The organism is Rhizobium sp. BK650 (assembly GCF_014195325.1).
In the GTDB taxonomy this organism is placed as follows: Bacteria; Pseudomonadota; Alphaproteobacteria; order Rhizobiales; family Rhizobiaceae; genus Rhizobium.
The window spans coordinates 101,452-119,084 of sequence record NZ_JACIBK010000002.1 but is presented as its reverse complement, the minus strand read 5'-3'; the positions used below and the strand labels follow the sequence as shown (position 1 = coordinate 119,084).

Sequence of the window (17,633 nt, the reverse complement as noted above, 5' to 3'; positions counted from 1 at the left end):
AACCATGGCCACGCCTCTCGTCGTTTCAGAAGTCGCCAAGAGCTTCACCATGCACCTGCGCGACGGCATCAAGCTGCCTGTTGTCTCGGATGTCTCCTTCTCGGTCGCATCGGGCGAATGCGTCGTGCTCGGCGGTCCGTCGGGGATCGGCAAAAGCTCGCTGCTCAAGATGATCTACGGCAATTATGCCGTCGATACCGGCCAGATCCTCATCGACCACAAGGGCAAGATCGTCGATCTCGCCGCAGCCGACCCGCGCACCATTCTCGACGTGCGGCGCCACACACTCGGCTATGTCAGCCAGTTCCTGCGCACGGTGCCGCGCGTTGCGGCGATCGATGTGGTCGCAGAGCCGTTGATCGCGCGGGGAGAAGCTCCCGCCGGCGCCAGGGAAAAGGCTGCCGCGCTGCTCGAAAAGCTGAACCTGCCGGAAGCGCTCTGGCAGCTGCCGCCCGCCACCTTCTCCGGCGGCGAGCAGCAGCGTGTCAACATTGCCCGCGGCTTCATCACCGAGCACACGATCCTGCTGCTCGACGAGCCGACTGCCTCGCTCGACGCGAAGAACCGCGCCGTCGTCGTCGGCATGATCGAGGAAAAGAAGAAGGCGGGCGTCGCCCTTCTCGGCATCTTCCACGACGAGGAAGTGCGCGAGGCGGCTGCCGACCGCATTCTCGACGTTCAGCAATTCTCTCCTCGAAAGGCAATCGCCGCATGAGCCGCAATCTGGGCCTCGAACCCTATTTTCACGAGACCGCCTCCGTCTCAGACTCGACCTTCGGCCGCTATACGGAAGTCTCCGAGCGCTGCCGCATCAGCGAAGCGGAGTTCGGCGACTATTCCTACATCATGCAGGACGGCTCCGTCTGGTGCGCGACGATCGGCAAGTTTGTCAACATCGCCGCTGCGGTGCGCATCAACGCCACCAACCATCCGACCTGGCGGGCGACACTGCACCACTTCACCTATCGCGCCGTGGACTATTGGCCGGATGCCGACATGGAGACGGACTTCTTTGAATGGCGCCGGTCGAACCGCGTCATCATCGGCAACGATGTCTGGATCGGCCATGGCGCCACGATCCTGCCCGGCGTAACCGTCGGCAACGGGGCCGTGATCGGCGCGGGTGCGGTCGTCTCGAAGGACGTCGCTCCCTACACGATCGTTGGAGGCGTGCCGGCCAAGCTCATTCGCGAGCGCTTTCCGAAGGAGATCGGCGAGCGCATGGACAAGCTTGCCTGGTGGGACTGGGACCATGACCGACTGCGCGATGCACTGGCGGATTTCCGGGCGCTCGGAGCCGAAGACTTCCTTTCGCGCTACGGCGGTTAAGCCCAATATTACGGCGCGGGGAATTGTGACAGGACTTACACAAAACTGACATGCGAGGTTCATGAAGCAGGACTAATGCGATCCCTTAAATAAGCCTGCAATGCGAGGGAAGAGCATGATGTTCGAGCTGAAGAATGTCACACGCCGGTTCGGAAAGAAGCTTGCTGTCGACTCCGTAACGCTGGACATTCCTCAGGGCCAGATGGTCGGCATCATCGGCCGCTCCGGCGCCGGCAAGTCCACGCTCCTACGCATGATCAACCGCCTTCAGGAACCTTCCTCCGGCACCATCCACTTCGGTGGCGTGGAGGTTTCCGGCCTTCGTGGCCACGCGTTGCGCAACTGGCAGCGCGACTGCGCGATGATCTTTCAACAGTTCAACCTCGTGCCGCGCCTCGATGTGCTGACCAACGTCATGCTCGGCCGCCTGAACCATCGTTCGACGGTGCTGAGCCTGCTCAACGTCTTCACCCGGGAGGAACGCATCCACGCCATCGCGGCGCTCGAGCGCCTCGGCATCGAACAGACGGCGCTGCAGGCGGCCGGCACGCTTTCGGGCGGCCAGCAGCAGCGCGTGGCGATCGCCCGCGCGCTGATGCAGAACCCGAAGATGGTTCTGGCCGACGAGCCGATCGCCTCGCTCGACCCGCTGAACGCCAAGATCGTCATGGATGCGCTCCGCGACATCAACGAGCGCGAGGGCATCACCGTCATCACCAACCTGCACACGCTCGATACGGCCCGCAACTACTGCGAACGCATCGTCGGCATGGCAGGCGGCCGCGTCGTCTTCGACGGCAAGCCCTCCGAACTGACGACCGAGGCCGTGAAGGAAATCTACGGCACGGACAAGGACGGCGCGGGCATCGACGAATCGATGACCTCGACCGCGATCAACATCGCTCCGGAAGGAGCCGAAAACCAATCCGCCGGCGACCACCCGCTGGCGCTGGCCGGTCTGTGAGAGGGACGGCCGCGATCGAACGCCCGCGTCAAGGGCAGATTTCTTCGTAACAAGACGACCGGTCCGCCGGTCATTCAGGAGAGAACCCATGTTGAAGAAAGCACTTTTTGCGGCAACGGCGATCCTGTCGCTCGCAGCTGGCGCTGCCAATGCCGCTGACCTCAAGGAATTCCGCGTCGGCATCCTTGGCGGCGAAAACGAAACCGACCGCCTGCGCAACTACGCCTGCCTTGCAGACCACCTCAAGCAGGAATTCGGATTCGAGAAGGTTTCGCTCTTCCCGGCTGCTGACTATGACGGCGTTATCCAGGGCCTCCTCGGCGGCACGCTCGACTTCGCCGAACTCGGCGCTTCCGGCTACGCATCCGTTTACATCAAGGACCCGAAGGCTGTTACGCCGATCCTGACGACGCAGCAGAAGGACGGTTCCACGGGTTACTACTCGATCGGTCTCGCTCTGAAATCATCCGGCATCAAGACGATCAAGGACGCCAAGGGCAAGAAGCTCGGCTACGCCGATCCGGACTCTACCTCGGGCTATCTCGTTCCGCTGACGCAGATCCCGAAGGACACGGGCATGCCGAACGACAAGTTCTTCGCTTCCACCCAGTTCAACGGCGGCCACGAGAACAACCTGCTCGCTGCCTACGACGGCAAGGTCGACGTTGCTGTCGACGACTCCTCGGGCATCGGCGACTTCAAGGACGGCTACACCTCCGGTACCTTCCGCAAGGAAGTCGATAAGGGCGCCGTCGATCCGAACAAGCTCGTTGAAGTATGGCGTTCGCCGCTGATCCCGAACGGCCCGCTCGTCGTTCGCAACGCTCTCGGCGAAGAGTGGCAGAAGAAGATCGCCGCCTTCTTCACGGCCCTGCCGGAAAAGGACCACAAGTGCTTCGCTGCTGTCGAAGGCGGCGATTACAAGGGCTACGTCCCGGTCAAGCACGACTTCTACAATGCTGTCGTAGAGGTTCGTAAGGCTGCAATCGGCGGCTGATTGCGCCATCCGTATACGGGGCGGCCGGCAACGGCCGCCCTTTTTCTTGTTACCAGGCGAGGCGGTCATGACCATTGCCGATACACAGCAGCATGTGCCAATGCAGAGCACGCAGGAAATCTCCACCGCTTGGGACAAGATGATCGCCAGGCGGCGCTTCTACACCGTCCTCGGCCTGGTCATCCTGCTCGCAGCCTTCGTGAGCTCCGTTCGCTTCGCCGACGAGAGCAATGCCGGTCATTTCTTCGAGCGCCTGCCGCACCTCTTCGACTTCCTGAGCTGGCTTATTCCGAAAGACTGGACCGATGTCGGGCGGGCGCTTTTCGATATTGCGAGCCCGAACGACAAGGGCGGCGAGGAATTCAACTTCGCCAACGGCCGCGTCTATGTCTGGGGCAGCTTCTACATCCCCGAATATTTCGAGCTGATGATCGTCACGATCAATATCGCGCTCGTTTCGACCATCATCGCCTTCATCTTCGCCGTTCCGCTCAGCTTCTTTGCGGCGCGCAACCTGACGAAGAACTGGCCGCTGCGCGTCTTTACCAAGCGCATCATGGAATTCCTGCGCGCCTTCCCGGAAATCGTCATCGCCGGCCTGTTTTCGGCGATCCTTTCGATCGGACCGGTGGCGGCCATCATCGCGATCACGCTCCATACGATCGGCGCGCTCGGCAAGCTCTTCTACGAGGTCGCCGAGAATATCGACATGAAACCCGACGAGGGCATGCGGGCCGTCGGCGCGAACTGGCTGGAGCGGGTGCGCTTCGCCGCACTGCCGCAGGTGATGCCGAACTATGCGTCCTATGCGCTGCTGCGTCTCGAGATCAACGTGCGCGCGTCGACCATCATCGGCGCCGTCGGCGGCGGCGGTATCGGCGAAGAGCTCAAGCTCTCCATTTCCCGTGGCTTCGGCGCGAAAACCCTGGCTCTGGTGCTGCTGCTCTTCATCACGATCGTCGCGGTCGACCAGTTTTCCGCCTGGCTGCGCCGCCGGCTCGTCGGCGAACACGCCTTCCTCCTGCAACATTGAGGCTGCCATGACGGTCATCGACGCAAACCGCATGCATGAGATCGAAACGCGCTATCCGGAATATTTTCACCGGACCTTCCGCCAGCGTTTCGGCGGCCTGCTCATCGTCCTCGCCACGATCCTCTACGGTATCTATGCCGTCTGGTTCTTCGACCTCCCGAAGCTCGTCGCCGAAGCCCATTGGGAACGCTTCGGCATCTATATGAGCCAGTGGATCAGCTATGACGTGCAGCCGGAATTCCGTATCCAGGACGATGGCACGATCCAGACGCGCTACCCCCGCTTCTCGCCGCTCGGCGACGATCCGCATCCGGACTGGGTCAAGAACAATGCCGATGGCAGCATCACGGTTCTCGTCAGCGGCAGCGGCCGCACGGTCACTGTGAGCAAGAGCCGGACGACGATCGTTGCCCATGGCATGACGGTGCCGGTCGATGTCAGCAGCGGCGCACCGAAAGTCGTCGGTCCGGTTCCAGGCTGGATGACTGTTTATGACGACAACGTGCTCGCCAATCTTGGTTTTGCAGGGGATGTCAGCATTTCCGTCGACCGCGTGAAGGTGCGCAAACGCTTCCTCGGTTGGGCGAACTTCATCTTCGATACGCAGTCGCCCTTCTTCGACAAGCCGGCAAGCGAGGTCATCAGCCTCATCGTGTCAGGCCCGCGCATCCATCCCGATCAATCGAACCTGTCGCTTGCATTCGACAACATATGGAACAACAGCGCATGGCAGCATGGCGATGTATGGACCAAGCTGTTCCAGACCATCGTGATGGCCTTCCTCGGCACGCTGCTCGGTTCGCTTGCCGCCTTCCCGCTCGCCTTCATGGCGGCGCGCAACATCACGCCGAACAGGTTCCTCAATCAGGCGCTGAAGCGCTTCTTCGACTTCCTGCGCTCGGTCGACATGCTGATCTGGGCCCTCTTCCTCACGCGCGCCTTCGGCCCCGGCCCGCTGGCTGGTTCCGGCGCCATCTTCCTCACGGAGACAGGCACGCTCGGCAAGCTCTACTCGGAAGGCCTCGAGAATATCGACAACAAGCCGCGTGAAGGTGTGAAGTCGACGGGCGCCTCGACCGTGCTGGTGCACCGCTACGGCATCATGCCGCAGATCGTTCCCGTCATCGTCAGCCAGACGCTCTACCAGTGGGAATCGAACGTGCGCGGCGCGACGATCATCGGCGCTGTCGGCGCCGGCGGTATCGGTCTCAAGCTCTGGGAAGCCATGCGCACCAATTCCAACTGGGAAAACGTCGCCTACATGGTCATCCTGATCCTGATCGTCGTCTTCCTCTTCGATGCCGCATCGAACGCGCTGCGCCACCGCCTGATGGGGACGAAGGCAGGTCACTAGGTCGAGGTAAATGATGATGACGGCGCTGCCGTCATCATCATTCTGTCATGGAAATCTTTTAGCCGGAGCGTGCTTGCGGTTCGCCGCCAAATCACTGCACATTGCGCTCCCGTTCGGACGATCTCCAGGATAAAAGCCTTGCGCTACGCTCTCTATTTTTCGCCGTCCAAGGATGACCCCCTGACGGATGCCGCCTCCGTCTGGCTCGGTCGCAATGCCTTTACGGGTGAAACCTATCCTGCGCCTGACCATGAGACATTGCCGGCTGACGAACAGTTCGCGCTGACGGCCGATCCACGCCGCTACGGCTTCCATGCGACCATCAAGGCGCCCTTCGAACTCGCCGCCTCCGTTACCGAAAAAGACCTGATGGCGGTCGTCGAGGATTTTGCCGCCAAAACGCCGGCCTTCGACATCCCAGAACTGGTGCTCGGCCAGCTTGGTCACTTTTTTGCGCTCGTACCGGGCTCTCTGCATCAGCCGCTTCAGGATTTTGCGGCAAAGGTGGTAAAGTCTTTCGAACCCTTCCGGGCAGCGCTCTCCGAGGCCGATATTGCCAGGCGCAAACCGGAAAGGCTGAGCGAAAGCCAGCGCAGCAACCTTCTGCGTTGGGGCTACCCTTACGTCATGGACGATTTCGGCTTCCACATGACGCTGACGGGCCCGGTGCCGGAAGAGCGAGCCGAGGTGATGAAGACAATCCTGACGGAGCGCTTCGCAGATTTCACGGGCAGGCCGCTCCATATTTCCGGCCTTGCCGTCTTTAGCGAGGAGGCGCGCGGCGCGCCTTTCAAAGTGCACACATGGCTGCCTCTTGCCGGCGCCAGAAGCTGAAAGATATCCAACATGAGCAAAGAAACCGTTCTTTCAAACGCCCGCATCGTTCTCGAAGATGATATTCTTTCGGGCTCCATCCTGATCCGCGACGGCAAGATCGCCGATATTTCGGAAGGAAGCTCGGTAGCCGGCGAAGATTTCGAAGGCGACTACATTATCCCCGGCCTTGTCGAGCTTCATACGGATCATCTGGAAGGCCACTATTCGCCGCGTCCCGGCATCCGCTGGAACAAGACGGCGGCCGTGCAGGCACATGATGCTCAAATCGTCACCTCGGGCATCACCACGGTCTTCGACTGCCTGCGCATGGGCGCGGATGAAGACGGCGGCTTCGAACATGGCGAGATGCGCGAGATGGCCGACGCCATCCAGTCGGCCGAAAAGGAAGGGCGTCTGCGTGCTGAACACCTCCTCCATCTGCGCTGCGAGGTTTCCGCCGACAACGTACTGCAGCACTTCGCCGATTTCGAGAACGATCCTTATGTGCGTCTGGTCTCGCTGATGGATCACGCGCCGGGGCAGCGCCAATTCCAGACGATGGATCAGTACATCTTTTATTATCAGAAGAAGCGCGGTCTCTCAGACGAGGAATTCGCCCGTTTCTGCGCCCGCCGCATCGCCGAGTCCGACCGCAATTCGACGCCAAACCGCGACGCGATCTCCAAGGTCTGCGCCGAGCGCGGCATCACCGTCGCAAGCCACGACGATGCGACGCCGGCCCATGTCGACGAAGCGATCGAAAACGGCGTTCGCCTTGCCGAATTCCCGACCAGCATCGACGCAGCCCGGCTGTCGCACGAAAATGGCATGAGCGTGCTCATGGGCGCACCGAACATCGTGCGGGGCAAGTCGCATTCCGGCAATATCGCCGCCCGCGACCTGGCACAGCTCGGTGTGCTCGACGTGCTGTCCTCCGACTACGTGCCGCTCAGCCTGCTGCATGCGCCCTTCATCCTTGCCGACGAAGTTGAGGGCATAACGCTGCCGAAAGCGATCGCGATGGTGACGGCGACGCCGGCGCGTACCGTCAGCCTCAACGATCGCGGCCGCATCGAAACCGGATTGCGCGCCGATCTCGTCCGCGTCCATCGCTCGCATGGCGTGCCGGTGACGCGTTCCGTCTGGCGCGAAGGACGCCGTGTCGCATGATGATGTCCCACGAACCCCATCCGGGCGCCGGCGCCGAACACGGCATCATGGTCGTCGTCGTCGGCCCGAGCGGCGCCGGCAAGGATACGCTGATGAACCTTGCCGCCCGACATTTCGATCACCGCGAAGAGGTACATTTCGTCCGCCGCGTCATCACCCGCCACGGTGAGGCTGGCGGAGAGGATCATCTCGCCGTTTCGGATGCCGGATTCGCATCGATGGAGCAAGCAGGCTCCTTCGCTGTCTGGTGGGAGGCGCATGGCCTGAAATATGGAATCCCCGCTGAGGTTTCCGTGTCGCTCGCCAAGGGCCACATCGTCGTCGCCAATGGCTCGCGCTCGGCGCTGCACCGGTTCCAGGCTGCTTTCCCGCGTCTAAAGGTCATCAATGTGACTGCCCGTCCGGAAGTGCTGGCTGGTCGTCTTGAGGCTCGCGGTCGCGAGACGCATGAGGACATCATGGCGCGCCTGGCGCGCGGACCGCTGACGGTGCGCGGCGATTACGATGTCGTGGAGCTCGACAACAGCGGCTCGCTGGAAGAAGCCAAGGGCAAGATGATCGATATCCTGGACAGCTTCTTGAAGGAAATCGTCTGGAAGACATAAGAATGGCTATTCATGTCGTCGACTATGACCCGGAATGGCCGTCTCTCTTCCGCCGGATCGTGGGCGAGCTGGAGCCGCTTCTCGCTCACCTCGCCCCGGTCTTTATCACGTCGGCAGCACGTCGGTCCCCGGACTGGCGGCCAAGCCCAAGATCGACCTGCACGCCGCTTTTGAGAATGCGGACGTGCTTCCCGAGACGATCGAACGTGTGCAATCGCTCGGCGCCTACACTTTCCATGGTGACAAGTACCAGCAACAGACCTGGACCTTCACCAGCGGCAAAGGCTCTTACGGCGCACGGCTCTATCTATGCACGACTGATAATGCCGTGCTGCGAGACCGGATCGCATTTCGCGATTATCTGCGCTCACATCCGGAAAGAGCAAAGGCTTATGCCGCTCTTAAGCTAAAGCTCATGGGCGAGGCAAATGACGATTGGGATTATTATACCGGCGGCAAGCGCGACTTCGTGCTCGAGACGCTGCGGCTGGCTTCCGAGAAAGGGTAACCAGCCGCACTCCAATTATTCGTTGTCGCCGCGGCCCGAGACGATCTCGCGTTTTCCGACATGGTTTGCCGGGCCGACCAGCCCTTCCTTTTCCATGCGCTCGACGAGGGAAGCGGCGCGGTTATAGCCGATGCCGAGACGGCGCTGTATATAGGAGGTGGAGCACTTCTTGTCGCGCATGACGACCTTGACTGCCTGTTGGTAGAGCTCGTCGCCATCTTCGGCGCCCATGGCGCTCTTGTCGAAGACGGCGCCGTCCTCCTCATCCTCGGCGTCTTCTTCGTCGCCTGCTGTGACCGTATCGAGATATTCCGGCCGGCCCTGCGTCTTCAAGTGTGCGACGACCTTTTCCACTTCCGCATCGGAAACGAAGGGGCCGTGGACACGGGCGATGCGGCCGCCGCCCTGCATATGCAGCATGTCGCCCTGGCCGAGCAGCTGTTCGGCACCCTGCTCGCCGAGGATCGTGCGGCTGTCGATCTTGGAGGTGACCTGGAAGGAGATACGGGTCGGGAAGTTCGCCTTGATCGTGCCGGTGATGACATCGACTGACGGACGCTGCGTCGCCATGATCAAGTGAATGCCGGCAGCACGCGCCATCTGCGCGAGGCGCTGGATTGCGCCTTCAATCTCCTTGCCTGCGACCATCATCAGGTCGGCCATCTCGTCGACGATAACGACGATATAGGGCATCGGTGCAAGGTCCAGCTCCTGCTGCTCCTCGATCGGCGCACCGGTTTGCCGGTCGAAGCCGACCTGGACCATGATATGGATGGTCTCGCCCTTTTCGCGAGCGTGGGAGACGCGGCCGTTGTAGCCGTCGATATTGCGTACGCCGAGCCGCGACATCTTGCGATAGCGCTCCTCCATCTCGCGCACCGCCCATTTCAGCGCCATGACGGCTTTCTTGGGATCGGTAACGACAGGCGTCAGCAGGTGGGGGATGCCGTCATAGACGGACAGTTCCAGCATCTTGGGATCAACCATGATGAGGCGGCACTGTTCCGGCGTCATGCGGTAGAGCAGCGATAGGATCATCGTGTTGATGGCGACGGATTTGCCGGAGCCGGTGGTGCCGGCAACGAGCAGATGCGGCATCTTGGCGAGCTCGGCGATAACAGGTTCACCGCCGATGGTCTTGCCGAGGCCGAGCGCCAGCTTGTAACCGCTTTTGTCGAAATCGTCGCTCTCGATCATCTCGCGGAAATAGACGGTTTCGCGCGTCGCATTCGGCAGTTCGATGCCGATAACGTTGCGGCCGGGGACCACGGCTACGCGGGCCGACAGCGCCGACATGGACCGGGCGATATCATCGGCAAGGCCGATGACGCGGGATGATTTCACGCCCGGCGCCGGCTCGAATTCATAGAGCGTGACGACGGGGCCGGGGCGGACATGGATGATCTCGCCCTTGACGCCGAAATCCTCCAGCACGCTTTCCAGGAGGCCCGCATTCTGCTCGAGCGTTTCCTGCGACATAATCTCGCCGAGCCGCTCGGGCGGCTCCTGCAACAGGGCGCGCGGCGGGAACTCGTAGCCGGATGCATCGACCTTATCGACGACCATGCGGGCCGGGCGAACCGGGGACAACGCAGGTGCGGCGATTTCTACACGCGAGCCGGCCGGGGCTTCGGCCGGTGCCGGGTTCGACTGAATCACCGGCGCCTGAGCCGCCGGAGCCTGCACGACCGGAGTCGGGACGTCCGAAGCCTGACCAACGTGAATTGCCGGAGGACGTGCGGGACGTGCTGGCGCAGGCGCGACCGGCAGCGTGGCGCGGGGGGCTACCGGCGCCGGATTATGCCGGCCCGGCCGCCATTCCATGATTCGGAAGCGCGAAGTGATCGATTCGGATTCGGCCTGCTGCAACGCGATGACAGGAGAACGCGATGGAATCGCATCTGCCTCCTCGAAAGCCATGACTTCCCAGAAGGCAAAATCCGAAATCGAGGAAAGCTCCGTTGCGGCGCGCAGCGTGGTTTCGACCGAAACTGCCGCAATGGGCTGTAGCTGAGGTTCCGGCTGCGGTGCAATAATCGGCTCGGCCATATCAGCCAGATAGATATCGAAGGGTACATTGACCGTTATCGGTGCACGCGTCTGCGCCGTCGTGACCTGCTGCGGAGCGGCTACGGGCTGCGGAGCAGGAGGTGCGACGACCTCCGCGCGAACCGGCTTCTCCGGCGCGTGGCGCTTGCTGATCAGCGTTTCCGGCGTGCGAGTGAAGCGCACGTTCGGGGCGAGCGAGAAATTGCTCTGCCAGAGCGGCGGCACCGGTTTTTCGCCTACATATTCCACGGGCGCATTTTCCACGGAATGTTCAGCTTCAAGTCCGGAAGAGAAATCTCCGGCGTCCGTCAAATTGGTTCTGGGAAAACGCATGCGACAGCTACTCACTCACGCCTGGTAATTTCTGACATCCTTCCGGATAGAAAATGAAGGTTAATAAGTTCCTTCCAGCCGTCCCGTCGCGGAATGGCTTCAAAGGCGAAAACAATTTTATTTCAGCAGCTTGATACGAAAGGAAAAATCTTTGGCCGAATGGGACGAAGCGCCTTAATGCGCTTCGTCCCAGTTGGTGGCGGCGCGGGCGTCGACCCGAAGCGGCACGCGCATTTCAAGCGCCGGCGAAGTGGCGTTTTCCATGACCGAAACGATGATCGGTATGGCCTTTTCGACATCCCCCTCTTCGACCTCGAAGATCAATTCGTCGTGCACCTGCAAGAGCATGCGCGCCCGATCGGCAAGGCCGGCCTCGGCGAGCGCCGGCTCGATCTTTATCATGGCGCGACGGATGACATCGGCGGCCGAGCCTTGGATCGGCGCGTTGATGGCGGCACGTTCGTTGAAGGCGCGGACGGAAGGATTGGACGAGCGGATTTCAGGATAGTTGATTCGCCGGCCGAAGATCGTTTCGACATAACCTTTGTCGCGGGCCATCTGCTTGCGGCTTTCCATGTAATCGCGGATGCCCGGGAAGCGCTCGAAATATTTCTTGATGTAGTCGCCGGCTTCCGAACGCTCGATGGAAAGCTGGTTGGCGAGGCCGAAGGCGGAGATGCCGTAGATGATACCGAAGTTGATGGCCTTGGCGCGGCGGCGCACTTCGCCCGGCATGCCTTCGACCGGAACGCCGAACATTTCGGAGGCCGTCATCGCATGGATGTCGATGCCGTCTTCGAAGGCGCGCACGAGCTGCGGGATTTCGGCGACATGGGCGAGCACGCGAAGCTCGATCTGGCTGTAGTCGGCCGAGATCAGCTTGTGGCCCGGCGACGAAATGAAGGCGGTGCGGATCTTGCGGCCTTCGGCGGTGCGGACCGGAATGTTCTGAAGGTTCGGCTCCGAAGAGGAAAGACGGCCTGTTGTCGTCGAGGCCAGGGAATAGGACGTGTGCACCCGCTTCGTTTCCGGATGAATGTAGCCCGGAAGAGCGTCCGTATAGGTCGATTTCAGCTTGGTGAGCTGGCGCCAGTCGACGATCTTGCGAGGCAGCTCGAAGCCGGCCGCCGCCAGGTCTTCCAACACGCTTGCCGAGGTCGACCACTGGCCGGTCTTGGTCTTTGTGCCGCCGGCAAGGCCCATCTTGCCGAACAGGATGTCGCCAAGCTGCTTGGGAGAGCCGATATTGAACCTCTCGCCGGCGAGTTGATAGATTTCATCCTCGAACCTGGCTGCACCCTGAGCCAGTTCGCCCGACAGGCGCGACAGGATCTGGCGGTCGACGGTGATGCCGCGTTCTTCCATACGCGCCAGGACAGGCACGAGCGGACGTTCCAGGCGCTCATAAACGCGCGTCAGCCGGGCGGCGGCAAGGCGCGGCTTCAGCACCATCCAGAGACGCAGCGTCACTTCGGCATCTTCGGCGGCATAGTGTGTCGCGCGCTCGATATCAACGAGGTCGAAGGTAACGTTCGACTTGCCGGAGCCGGCGACATCCTTGTAGGCGATCGGCGTGTGGCCGAGGAACTTTTCCGATAGCGGGTCCATGCCGTGCGCGCCGGTGCCTGCATCGAGCACGTAGGATATCAGCATCGTATCGTCGAAACTCTTCGTCTCGATGCCGTAGCGCTTCATCAGCAGGTAGTCGTATTTCAAATTCTGCGCCACTTTGAGGATCGATTCATCCTCCAGCAGCGCCTTCAACCGCGATAGCGCGTCGCCCATCGGGATCTGGTTGTCGGCGAGACCGCCGCCGAGCAGGTCGCCAACGCCGGTCTTGTGGCCGATCGGAACATAGGCGGCGCGAATGCGCATACCTGTCGGATCGGCGGTGTTATCGGCGATCGCCAGGGAGAAGCCGACGAGCTCGGCCTGCATGGCGTCGAGCGAGGTCGTTTCCGTATCGAAGGCAACGAGGCCGGTGTCGCGCGCAGCTGCGATCCATTGATCGAGGGTCGCAAGGTCGCGGATCGTCACATAGGAAGAATGATCGAACGGCAGGGTTGCGAACGCCTCGGCGCGCGCCTTGGCAAGATCGGCCGGCGCAAAGGTGCCTTCAACCGCAGTCTTCGCCTTTGCGCGCGGCGGAACCGCGAGGGCTTCGCCACCGATTTCGGGGACGGCGCCAGCGACAGGTTCCGGCTCGGCCGAATCGAGATCCGGACCATGTGCATCCGCCCCCCATTCGATCTTAACGAAGGCGGGTTCGATCTCGCTGGCGTCGCAATTGCAGAATTCGGCGACACGGCGCGTCAGCGTCGTGAATTCCATGGTTTTCAGGAAACCGATCAGCTTGGGGCCGTTCTGCGGCTCCAGGACGAGCGCGTCAAGATCGAGTTCCAGCGGTACGTCGGTGCGCAGACGTACGAGCTCGCGGGAGAGCTTTGCCTTGTCGATGTTTTCGAGAATGGTCAGGCGGCGCTTTTCCTGCTTGATCTCGTGGGCACGCTCAAGAAGCGTATCGAGATCGCCATATTCGGCGAGAAGCTGGGCAGCCGTCTTGGGGCCGATGCCTGGAATGCCCGGAACATTGTCGACGGAATCGCCGGTCATGGCCTGCAGGTCGATCATCTTTTCCGGCGGCACACCCCATTTCTCGATGACATCGGGGATGCTGATCTGCTTGTCCTTCATGCTGTCGTACATGTGGACATTGGTCGTGACGAGCTGCATCAAATCCTTGTCGGAGGAGACGATCGTCACGTCGGCGCCGACGGCTTCGGCCTGGCGGGCATAGGTCGCGATGATATCGTCGGCTTCGAAACCTTCCGTCTCGATGCAGGGAAGATTGAAGGCGCGCGTCGCCTCGCGGATCAGGCCGAACTGCGGCACCAGCTCTTCGGGCGGCGCTGAACGGTTCGCCTTATACGCGTCATAGAGATCCTTGCGGAAGGTCTTCGACGAATAGTCGAAAATGACGGCAAGATGGGTCGGCGTGGCAGCCACATCGGTGCTGCGTGCATCCCTCAGCAGCTTCCACAGCATGTTGCAGAAACCCGAGACGGCGCCGACCGGCAGGCCATCGGATTTGCGCGTCAGCGGCGGTAGAGCATGAAAGGCCCGGAAGATGAATCCCGAACCGTCAACGAGGAAGAGATGATCGCCTTTTTTCATGGCAGCATGGATAGCGTGCCGGCCTGATAAGGTCCATATAAACTTGGCTGCGCAAAAAGATTCCGCCTCACCAAACTGTTACTAATTTGTAATAGGCAGTTTTTTCTCTTTCCCTTGAAAAACCACATTTTCAATCACAAATCTGGCTTACCGGCGTTTGATCGCGCCGCGGGTCTGATAGCCGGCTTGTCCCCCGCCCGCGTCAGGCTTGGACAAAGGCCTTACGGGCCTTTGTCCCCATTTTCAAGCCGCCATGGCCCTCCTCCAGGCCGTGGCGGCTTTGTTTTTCAGCTCCCGAAGGAATTAATAGCTTCGCCCCTATGTTTTGATTGATCGTATACAATTTGTTGCATTGTCTACCGCACGATTTTGAGCCTAACTTACAATCATGGGATTTAATCGAATGGATTCCGGTGCCTACCTTGCCAGCCAGCTGGCCAAGGGTTTTGCCCGCTCGCTGCATCAGCGTGCGGCAGGGCTCGGTTTTTCTCCCGGCCAGTTCCCCATACTCCTGGAACTTTGGGCCGAAGACGGGCTGACCCAGAAGCAGCTGTTGGAGCGCGTCGATATCGAGCAGGCGACGATGGCAAATACGCTCTCACGCATGGTGCGTGACGGGCTGATCGAACGTCGCCCGCACCCTACCGACAAACGCGCCCAGCTGATCTTCCTGACCGAGAAAGCCAGGGCGATGGAAACGAAAGCCATCGATACGGCGCGCGAGGCCGATCTTGCGCTGTTTAAAGGTTTCCGAGCCTTCGAGCGGGAGCTGATGTTCGAATATATCCGGCGCCTTATCAACAATGCCAAGGCGCTCTGAGTTCACTGCGAGGCGGTGCGACGGCGCCTGAGCTTTGTCACCGGCGCATCGGCATGTCCGGAGAGAAAGCTCTCGCGGGCCGCCTGCTTGATGCTCGGCTCGATGTCGGGCTTGCCGAGCAGCAGCCCCTGTACCTGCGCGCAGCCTTCCTCGACAACGATCCGGCGCTGCATCTCCGTCTCCACGCCCTCGGTAACGACGGGCATGCCGAGACTGTGTCCCAGACCGATAATGGCGCGAACGATCGAGCGGGCGCCTTCGTCATGTTCCAGGATGCCGGTGAAGCTGCGGTCGACCTTGATCTTGTCGAAGGGGAAGGAGCGCAGGTTGGACAGCGAGGAGAAGCCGGTGCCGAAATCGTCCATGACGATACGCACGCCGAGCGCGCGCAGGCGCTGAAGGGTGTTCATGACCCGCTTGCGATCCCGCACGAGCGCGGCTTCGGTAATCTCCAGTTCCAGGCGCTCGGGCGCAAGGCCTGTTTCCTTGAGGATCTCCGCCACACGCTCGCAAAGATTGGGCAGCAGAAACTGCACCGGAGAGACATTGACGGCGATCGACAGCGGTTGCGGCCAGCGGGCGGCCTCCATGCAGGCTTCATGCAGGATCCATTCCCCGAGCTGAACAATGGAGCCGCTTTCCTCGGCGATCGGAATGAAGATTTCCGGCTCGCTCATGCCATGACCCGGCCGGTTCCAGCGCATCAGCGCTTCGTAGCCATTGATCTCGCCGTTGCGCGCGTTAAGGATCGGCTGATAGTTGACGTGGAGTTGCTTGCGGATGATGGCGTGACGAAGTTCATGCTCGATCTGACGGCGGGCGCGCACCGACTCGTCCATTTCCGCATCGAAGAAGCAGGCAGCGCCGCGTCCTGCATGTTTGACGCGATAAAGCGCGGTGTCGGCGTTGTTGCAAAGCTCCTCGGCAGATTCTCCATCCGCAGGATAGAGCGCGATGCCGATGCTGACGCCGACGGCCGTCGGATCGCGGGCAGTATCCATCTCGGCCGCAAATTCATCGAGGATACGATTTGCCAGACGGCGCGCGGCATCGGGCTGCTGCTTGCCCGGCTGGATGACGGCAAATTCATCGCCGCCAAGCCGCGCAATCGTGTCGTCTGTATCGACGCAGCGTTTGAGGATTGCCGCAACCTTGCGCAGGATGCGATCGCCTTCGGAATGACCGAAGAGATCGTTGACAGCCTTGAAGCGATCGAGGTCGATGCAGACGAGGGCAACCTGGGTTCGTTTTCGTTCAGCGACATGCAAGGCCTGGCGAATGCGCGTGTCGAAAAGCGAGCGATTCGGCAGGTCCGTGAGGACATCGTGATGGGCAAGATGTTCGATCAGCTCTTCGGCCCGCTTTCGCTCGGTGAGATCGCGGACGACGAGAACATCGCAATGGCGACCGCGATAGACGATACGCCGTGTGACGACTTCGACTGGGATTTCCCGCTCATCCCGGGCAATCAACAGCGTCTCCCAGCGATCGCCCTCCTGCTCCGCATGAATGAGCGCCAGTACTGCCGAGGGCACATGGCCGGTGAGTTCGGAGAGTTTCCAGCCGGACAGGGACAGGAAGCGTTCATTGGTGTCGATGATCCTGCCTTCTCGCAAAATGACGAGGCCGTCCTGCGAGACGTTGGCGAGGCCGCGAAGATCAGTCAGGTGGCTTTCCAGAAAAACCGCACCGAAGGCCATAAGAATGAGGCCGGTCGAAACGGCCATGACGATCACGGCAAGCACTTCAGGCGCAAGCGCCATCGCGGCCACTTTACGCATGGGGTCCGGCACCAGAGTGATGCTGCTCATCGAGACGAAATGGAGCGCGCAGATTGCCAGCACGAAGGCGGCCGACGATGCGGCTAAGCGTTTCATTCCCTTCAGCTTGAAGAAGGCGAGGAAGGCGACGGAAGAAAGTGCCGCACAGGAGGAGAAAGCGACGACTATAGTTGGGGCATCATAGACGACGAGTGCCTGCGCCTCGACCGCCTGCATCCCGGTAAAATGCATGGCCGTGATGCCAAGCGCCATCAGCACGCCACCGAAAGCAAAGGAATTAGCGGTTCGACCCTCCGAGGCGATCAGGATCGCCACCCACGAGCCGAAGATCGACAGGATCACCGAGAGAGAAGTCGGGCCAAGATCGTAGCTGATCGGCATGCCGCCATCATAGGCGAGCATGGCGATGAAATGCGTAGCCCATACACCAACGCCGGCAGCAAAAGCCGAGGCACCGATCCACAGCTTGCGCTGGCCGGCGTCGCATTCCTGAGCACGGGAGAGAAGAAGCATTGTCGTCAGGCTGCCGATGAGGCAGACGATTGCAGCAGCGGTGACCAGCCGCCAGTCATGATTGTCCCTGATGCAGGCAATAACGGAGAACATTCATCACCTCGAAAATCGACCTCGAGGCAACATTATTTAGAGTGTGCTAAATAACTGTAAATTGCATTAGCTACCTCTACTTTATCCATTGCGG

Annotated in this window: 13 protein-coding genes and 1 pseudogene; 11 read left to right on the top strand and 3 right to left on the bottom strand. The window is 60.9% G+C overall.

What is annotated here, in order from left to right:
- The first annotated feature begins 4 nt into the window (after window positions 1–4).
- The 10 genes and pseudogenes from phnL to FHX15_RS04805 all read left to right on the top strand — a co-directional run bounded on the left by phnL (window position 5) and on the right by FHX15_RS04805 (window position 8,776).
- The gene (gene phnL / locus FHX15_RS04850) at window positions 5–715 is read left to right on the top strand and encodes a phosphonate C-P lyase system protein PhnL (protein ID WP_184394212.1); all 711 of its coding nucleotides are present in this window, start codon (window positions 5–7) and stop codon (window positions 713–715) included.
- Window positions 712–1,329, top strand: coding sequence for a DapH/DapD/GlmU-related protein (locus FHX15_RS04845; protein WP_184394211.1), 618 nt, complete (start codon window positions 712–714; stop codon window positions 1,327–1,329). Before phnL ends, FHX15_RS04845 begins: the two co-directional genes overlap by 4 nt.
- A 118-nt stretch (window positions 1,330–1,447) precedes the next feature.
- Window positions 1,448–2,293, top strand: a complete 846-nt coding sequence (gene phnC, locus FHX15_RS04840; protein ID WP_184395326.1) for a phosphonate ABC transporter ATP-binding protein — start codon at window positions 1,448–1,450, stop codon at window positions 2,291–2,293.
- Between the two features lie 88 nt (window positions 2,294–2,381).
- Window positions 2,382–3,290, top strand: a complete 909-nt coding sequence (gene phnD, locus FHX15_RS04835; RefSeq protein ID WP_184394209.1) for a phosphonate ABC transporter substrate-binding protein — start codon at window positions 2,382–2,384, stop codon at window positions 3,288–3,290.
- A gap of 67 nt (window positions 3,291–3,357) precedes the next feature.
- A complete protein-coding gene (phnE, locus tag FHX15_RS04830) occupies window positions 3,358–4,323 on the top strand; it encodes a phosphonate ABC transporter, permease protein PhnE (RefSeq protein WP_184394207.1) in 966 nt (321 codons plus the stop codon).
- 7 nt (window positions 4,324–4,330) lie between these two features.
- Window positions 4,331–5,677 carry a phosphonate ABC transporter, permease protein PhnE gene (gene phnE / locus FHX15_RS04825; RefSeq protein ID WP_184394205.1) on the top strand — a complete coding sequence of 449 codons (1,347 nt, stop codon included), beginning with the start codon at window positions 4,331–4,333 and terminating at the stop codon, window positions 5,675–5,677.
- 138 nt (window positions 5,678–5,815) lie between these two features.
- Window positions 5,816–6,511 carry a DUF1045 domain-containing protein gene (locus FHX15_RS04820; RefSeq protein WP_184394203.1) on the top strand — a complete coding sequence of 232 codons (696 nt, stop codon included), beginning with the start codon at window positions 5,816–5,818 and terminating at the stop codon, window positions 6,509–6,511.
- A gap of 12 nt (window positions 6,512–6,523) precedes the next feature.
- Window positions 6,524–7,663: an alpha-D-ribose 1-methylphosphonate 5-triphosphate diphosphatase gene (locus FHX15_RS04815; protein WP_184394201.1), complete on the top strand. Its 1,140-nt coding sequence runs from the start codon at window positions 6,524–6,526 to the stop codon at window positions 7,661–7,663.
- Window positions 7,663–8,268 (top strand): phosphonate metabolism protein/1,5-bisphosphokinase (PRPP-forming) PhnN, encoded by a 606-nt coding sequence (gene phnN / locus FHX15_RS04810; RefSeq protein ID WP_184395325.1) that lies wholly within the window; start codon window positions 7,663–7,665, stop codon window positions 8,266–8,268. Before FHX15_RS04815 ends, phnN begins: the two co-directional genes overlap by 1 nt.
- A gap of 2 nt (window positions 8,269–8,270) precedes the next feature.
- A pseudogene (locus FHX15_RS04805) lies at window positions 8,271–8,776 on the top strand (GrpB family protein).
- A gap of 15 nt (window positions 8,777–8,791) precedes the next feature.
- On the opposite strand, the gene FHX15_RS04800 reads toward FHX15_RS04805, so the two are convergent.
- On the bottom strand, window positions 8,792–11,158 hold the full coding sequence (locus tag FHX15_RS04800) for a DNA translocase FtsK (RefSeq protein ID WP_184394199.1): 2,367 nt from the start codon (window positions 11,156–11,158) through the stop codon (window positions 8,792–8,794).
- A gap of 174 nt (window positions 11,159–11,332) precedes the next feature.
- The gene (gene polA, locus FHX15_RS04795) at window positions 11,333–14,332 is read right to left on the bottom strand and encodes a DNA polymerase I (protein ID WP_184394197.1); all 3,000 of its coding nucleotides are present in this window, start codon (window positions 14,330–14,332) and stop codon (window positions 11,333–11,335) included.
- 403 nt (window positions 14,333–14,735) lie between these two features.
- Between polA and FHX15_RS04790 the strand changes: the two genes are divergently transcribed.
- Window positions 14,736–15,152, top strand: a complete 417-nt coding sequence (locus FHX15_RS04790) for a MarR family winged helix-turn-helix transcriptional regulator (protein WP_184394195.1) — start codon at window positions 14,736–14,738, stop codon at window positions 15,150–15,152.
- Between the two features lie 2 nt (window positions 15,153–15,154).
- Here the strand turns inward: FHX15_RS04790 and FHX15_RS04785 are convergent, their stop codons facing one another.
- Window positions 15,155–17,539 carry an EAL domain-containing protein gene (locus FHX15_RS04785; RefSeq protein ID WP_184394194.1) on the bottom strand — a complete coding sequence of 795 codons (2,385 nt, stop codon included), beginning with the start codon at window positions 17,537–17,539 and terminating at the stop codon, window positions 15,155–15,157.
- Between the last annotated feature and the right edge of the window lie 94 nt (window positions 17,540–17,633).

Bases quoted from the DNA above. Each gene is read 5' to 3' on its own strand.
- phnE (WP_184394205.1), top strand. From the start codon at position 4,331: ATGACGGTCATCGACGCAAACCGCATGCATGAGATCGAAACGCGCTAT.
- polA (WP_184394197.1), bottom strand. From the start codon at position 14,332: ATGAAAAAAGGCGATCATCTCTTCCTCGTTGACGGTTCGGGATTCATC.
- phnE (WP_184394207.1), top strand. From the start codon at position 3,358: ATGACCATTGCCGATACACAGCAGCATGTGCCAATGCAGAGCACGCAG.
- FHX15_RS04785 (WP_184394194.1), bottom strand. From the start codon at position 17,539: ATGTTCTCCGTTATTGCCTGCATCAGGGACAATCATGACTGGCGGCTG.
- phnD (WP_184394209.1), top strand. From the start codon at position 2,382: ATGTTGAAGAAAGCACTTTTTGCGGCAACGGCGATCCTGTCGCTCGCA.
- phnL (WP_184394212.1), top strand. From the start codon at position 5: ATGGCCACGCCTCTCGTCGTTTCAGAAGTCGCCAAGAGCTTCACCATG.
- FHX15_RS04800 (WP_184394199.1), bottom strand. From the start codon at position 11,158: ATGCGTTTTCCCAGAACCAATTTGACGGACGCCGGAGATTTCTCTTCC.
- FHX15_RS04845 (WP_184394211.1), top strand. From the start codon at position 712: ATGAGCCGCAATCTGGGCCTCGAACCCTATTTTCACGAGACCGCCTCC.
- phnC (WP_184395326.1), top strand. From the start codon at position 1,448: ATGTTCGAGCTGAAGAATGTCACACGCCGGTTCGGAAAGAAGCTTGCT.
- FHX15_RS04790 (WP_184394195.1), top strand. From the start codon at position 14,736: ATGGATTCCGGTGCCTACCTTGCCAGCCAGCTGGCCAAGGGTTTTGCC.
- phnN (WP_184395325.1), top strand. From the start codon at position 7,663: ATGATGTCCCACGAACCCCATCCGGGCGCCGGCGCCGAACACGGCATC.
- FHX15_RS04815 (WP_184394201.1), top strand. From the start codon at position 6,524: ATGAGCAAAGAAACCGTTCTTTCAAACGCCCGCATCGTTCTCGAAGAT.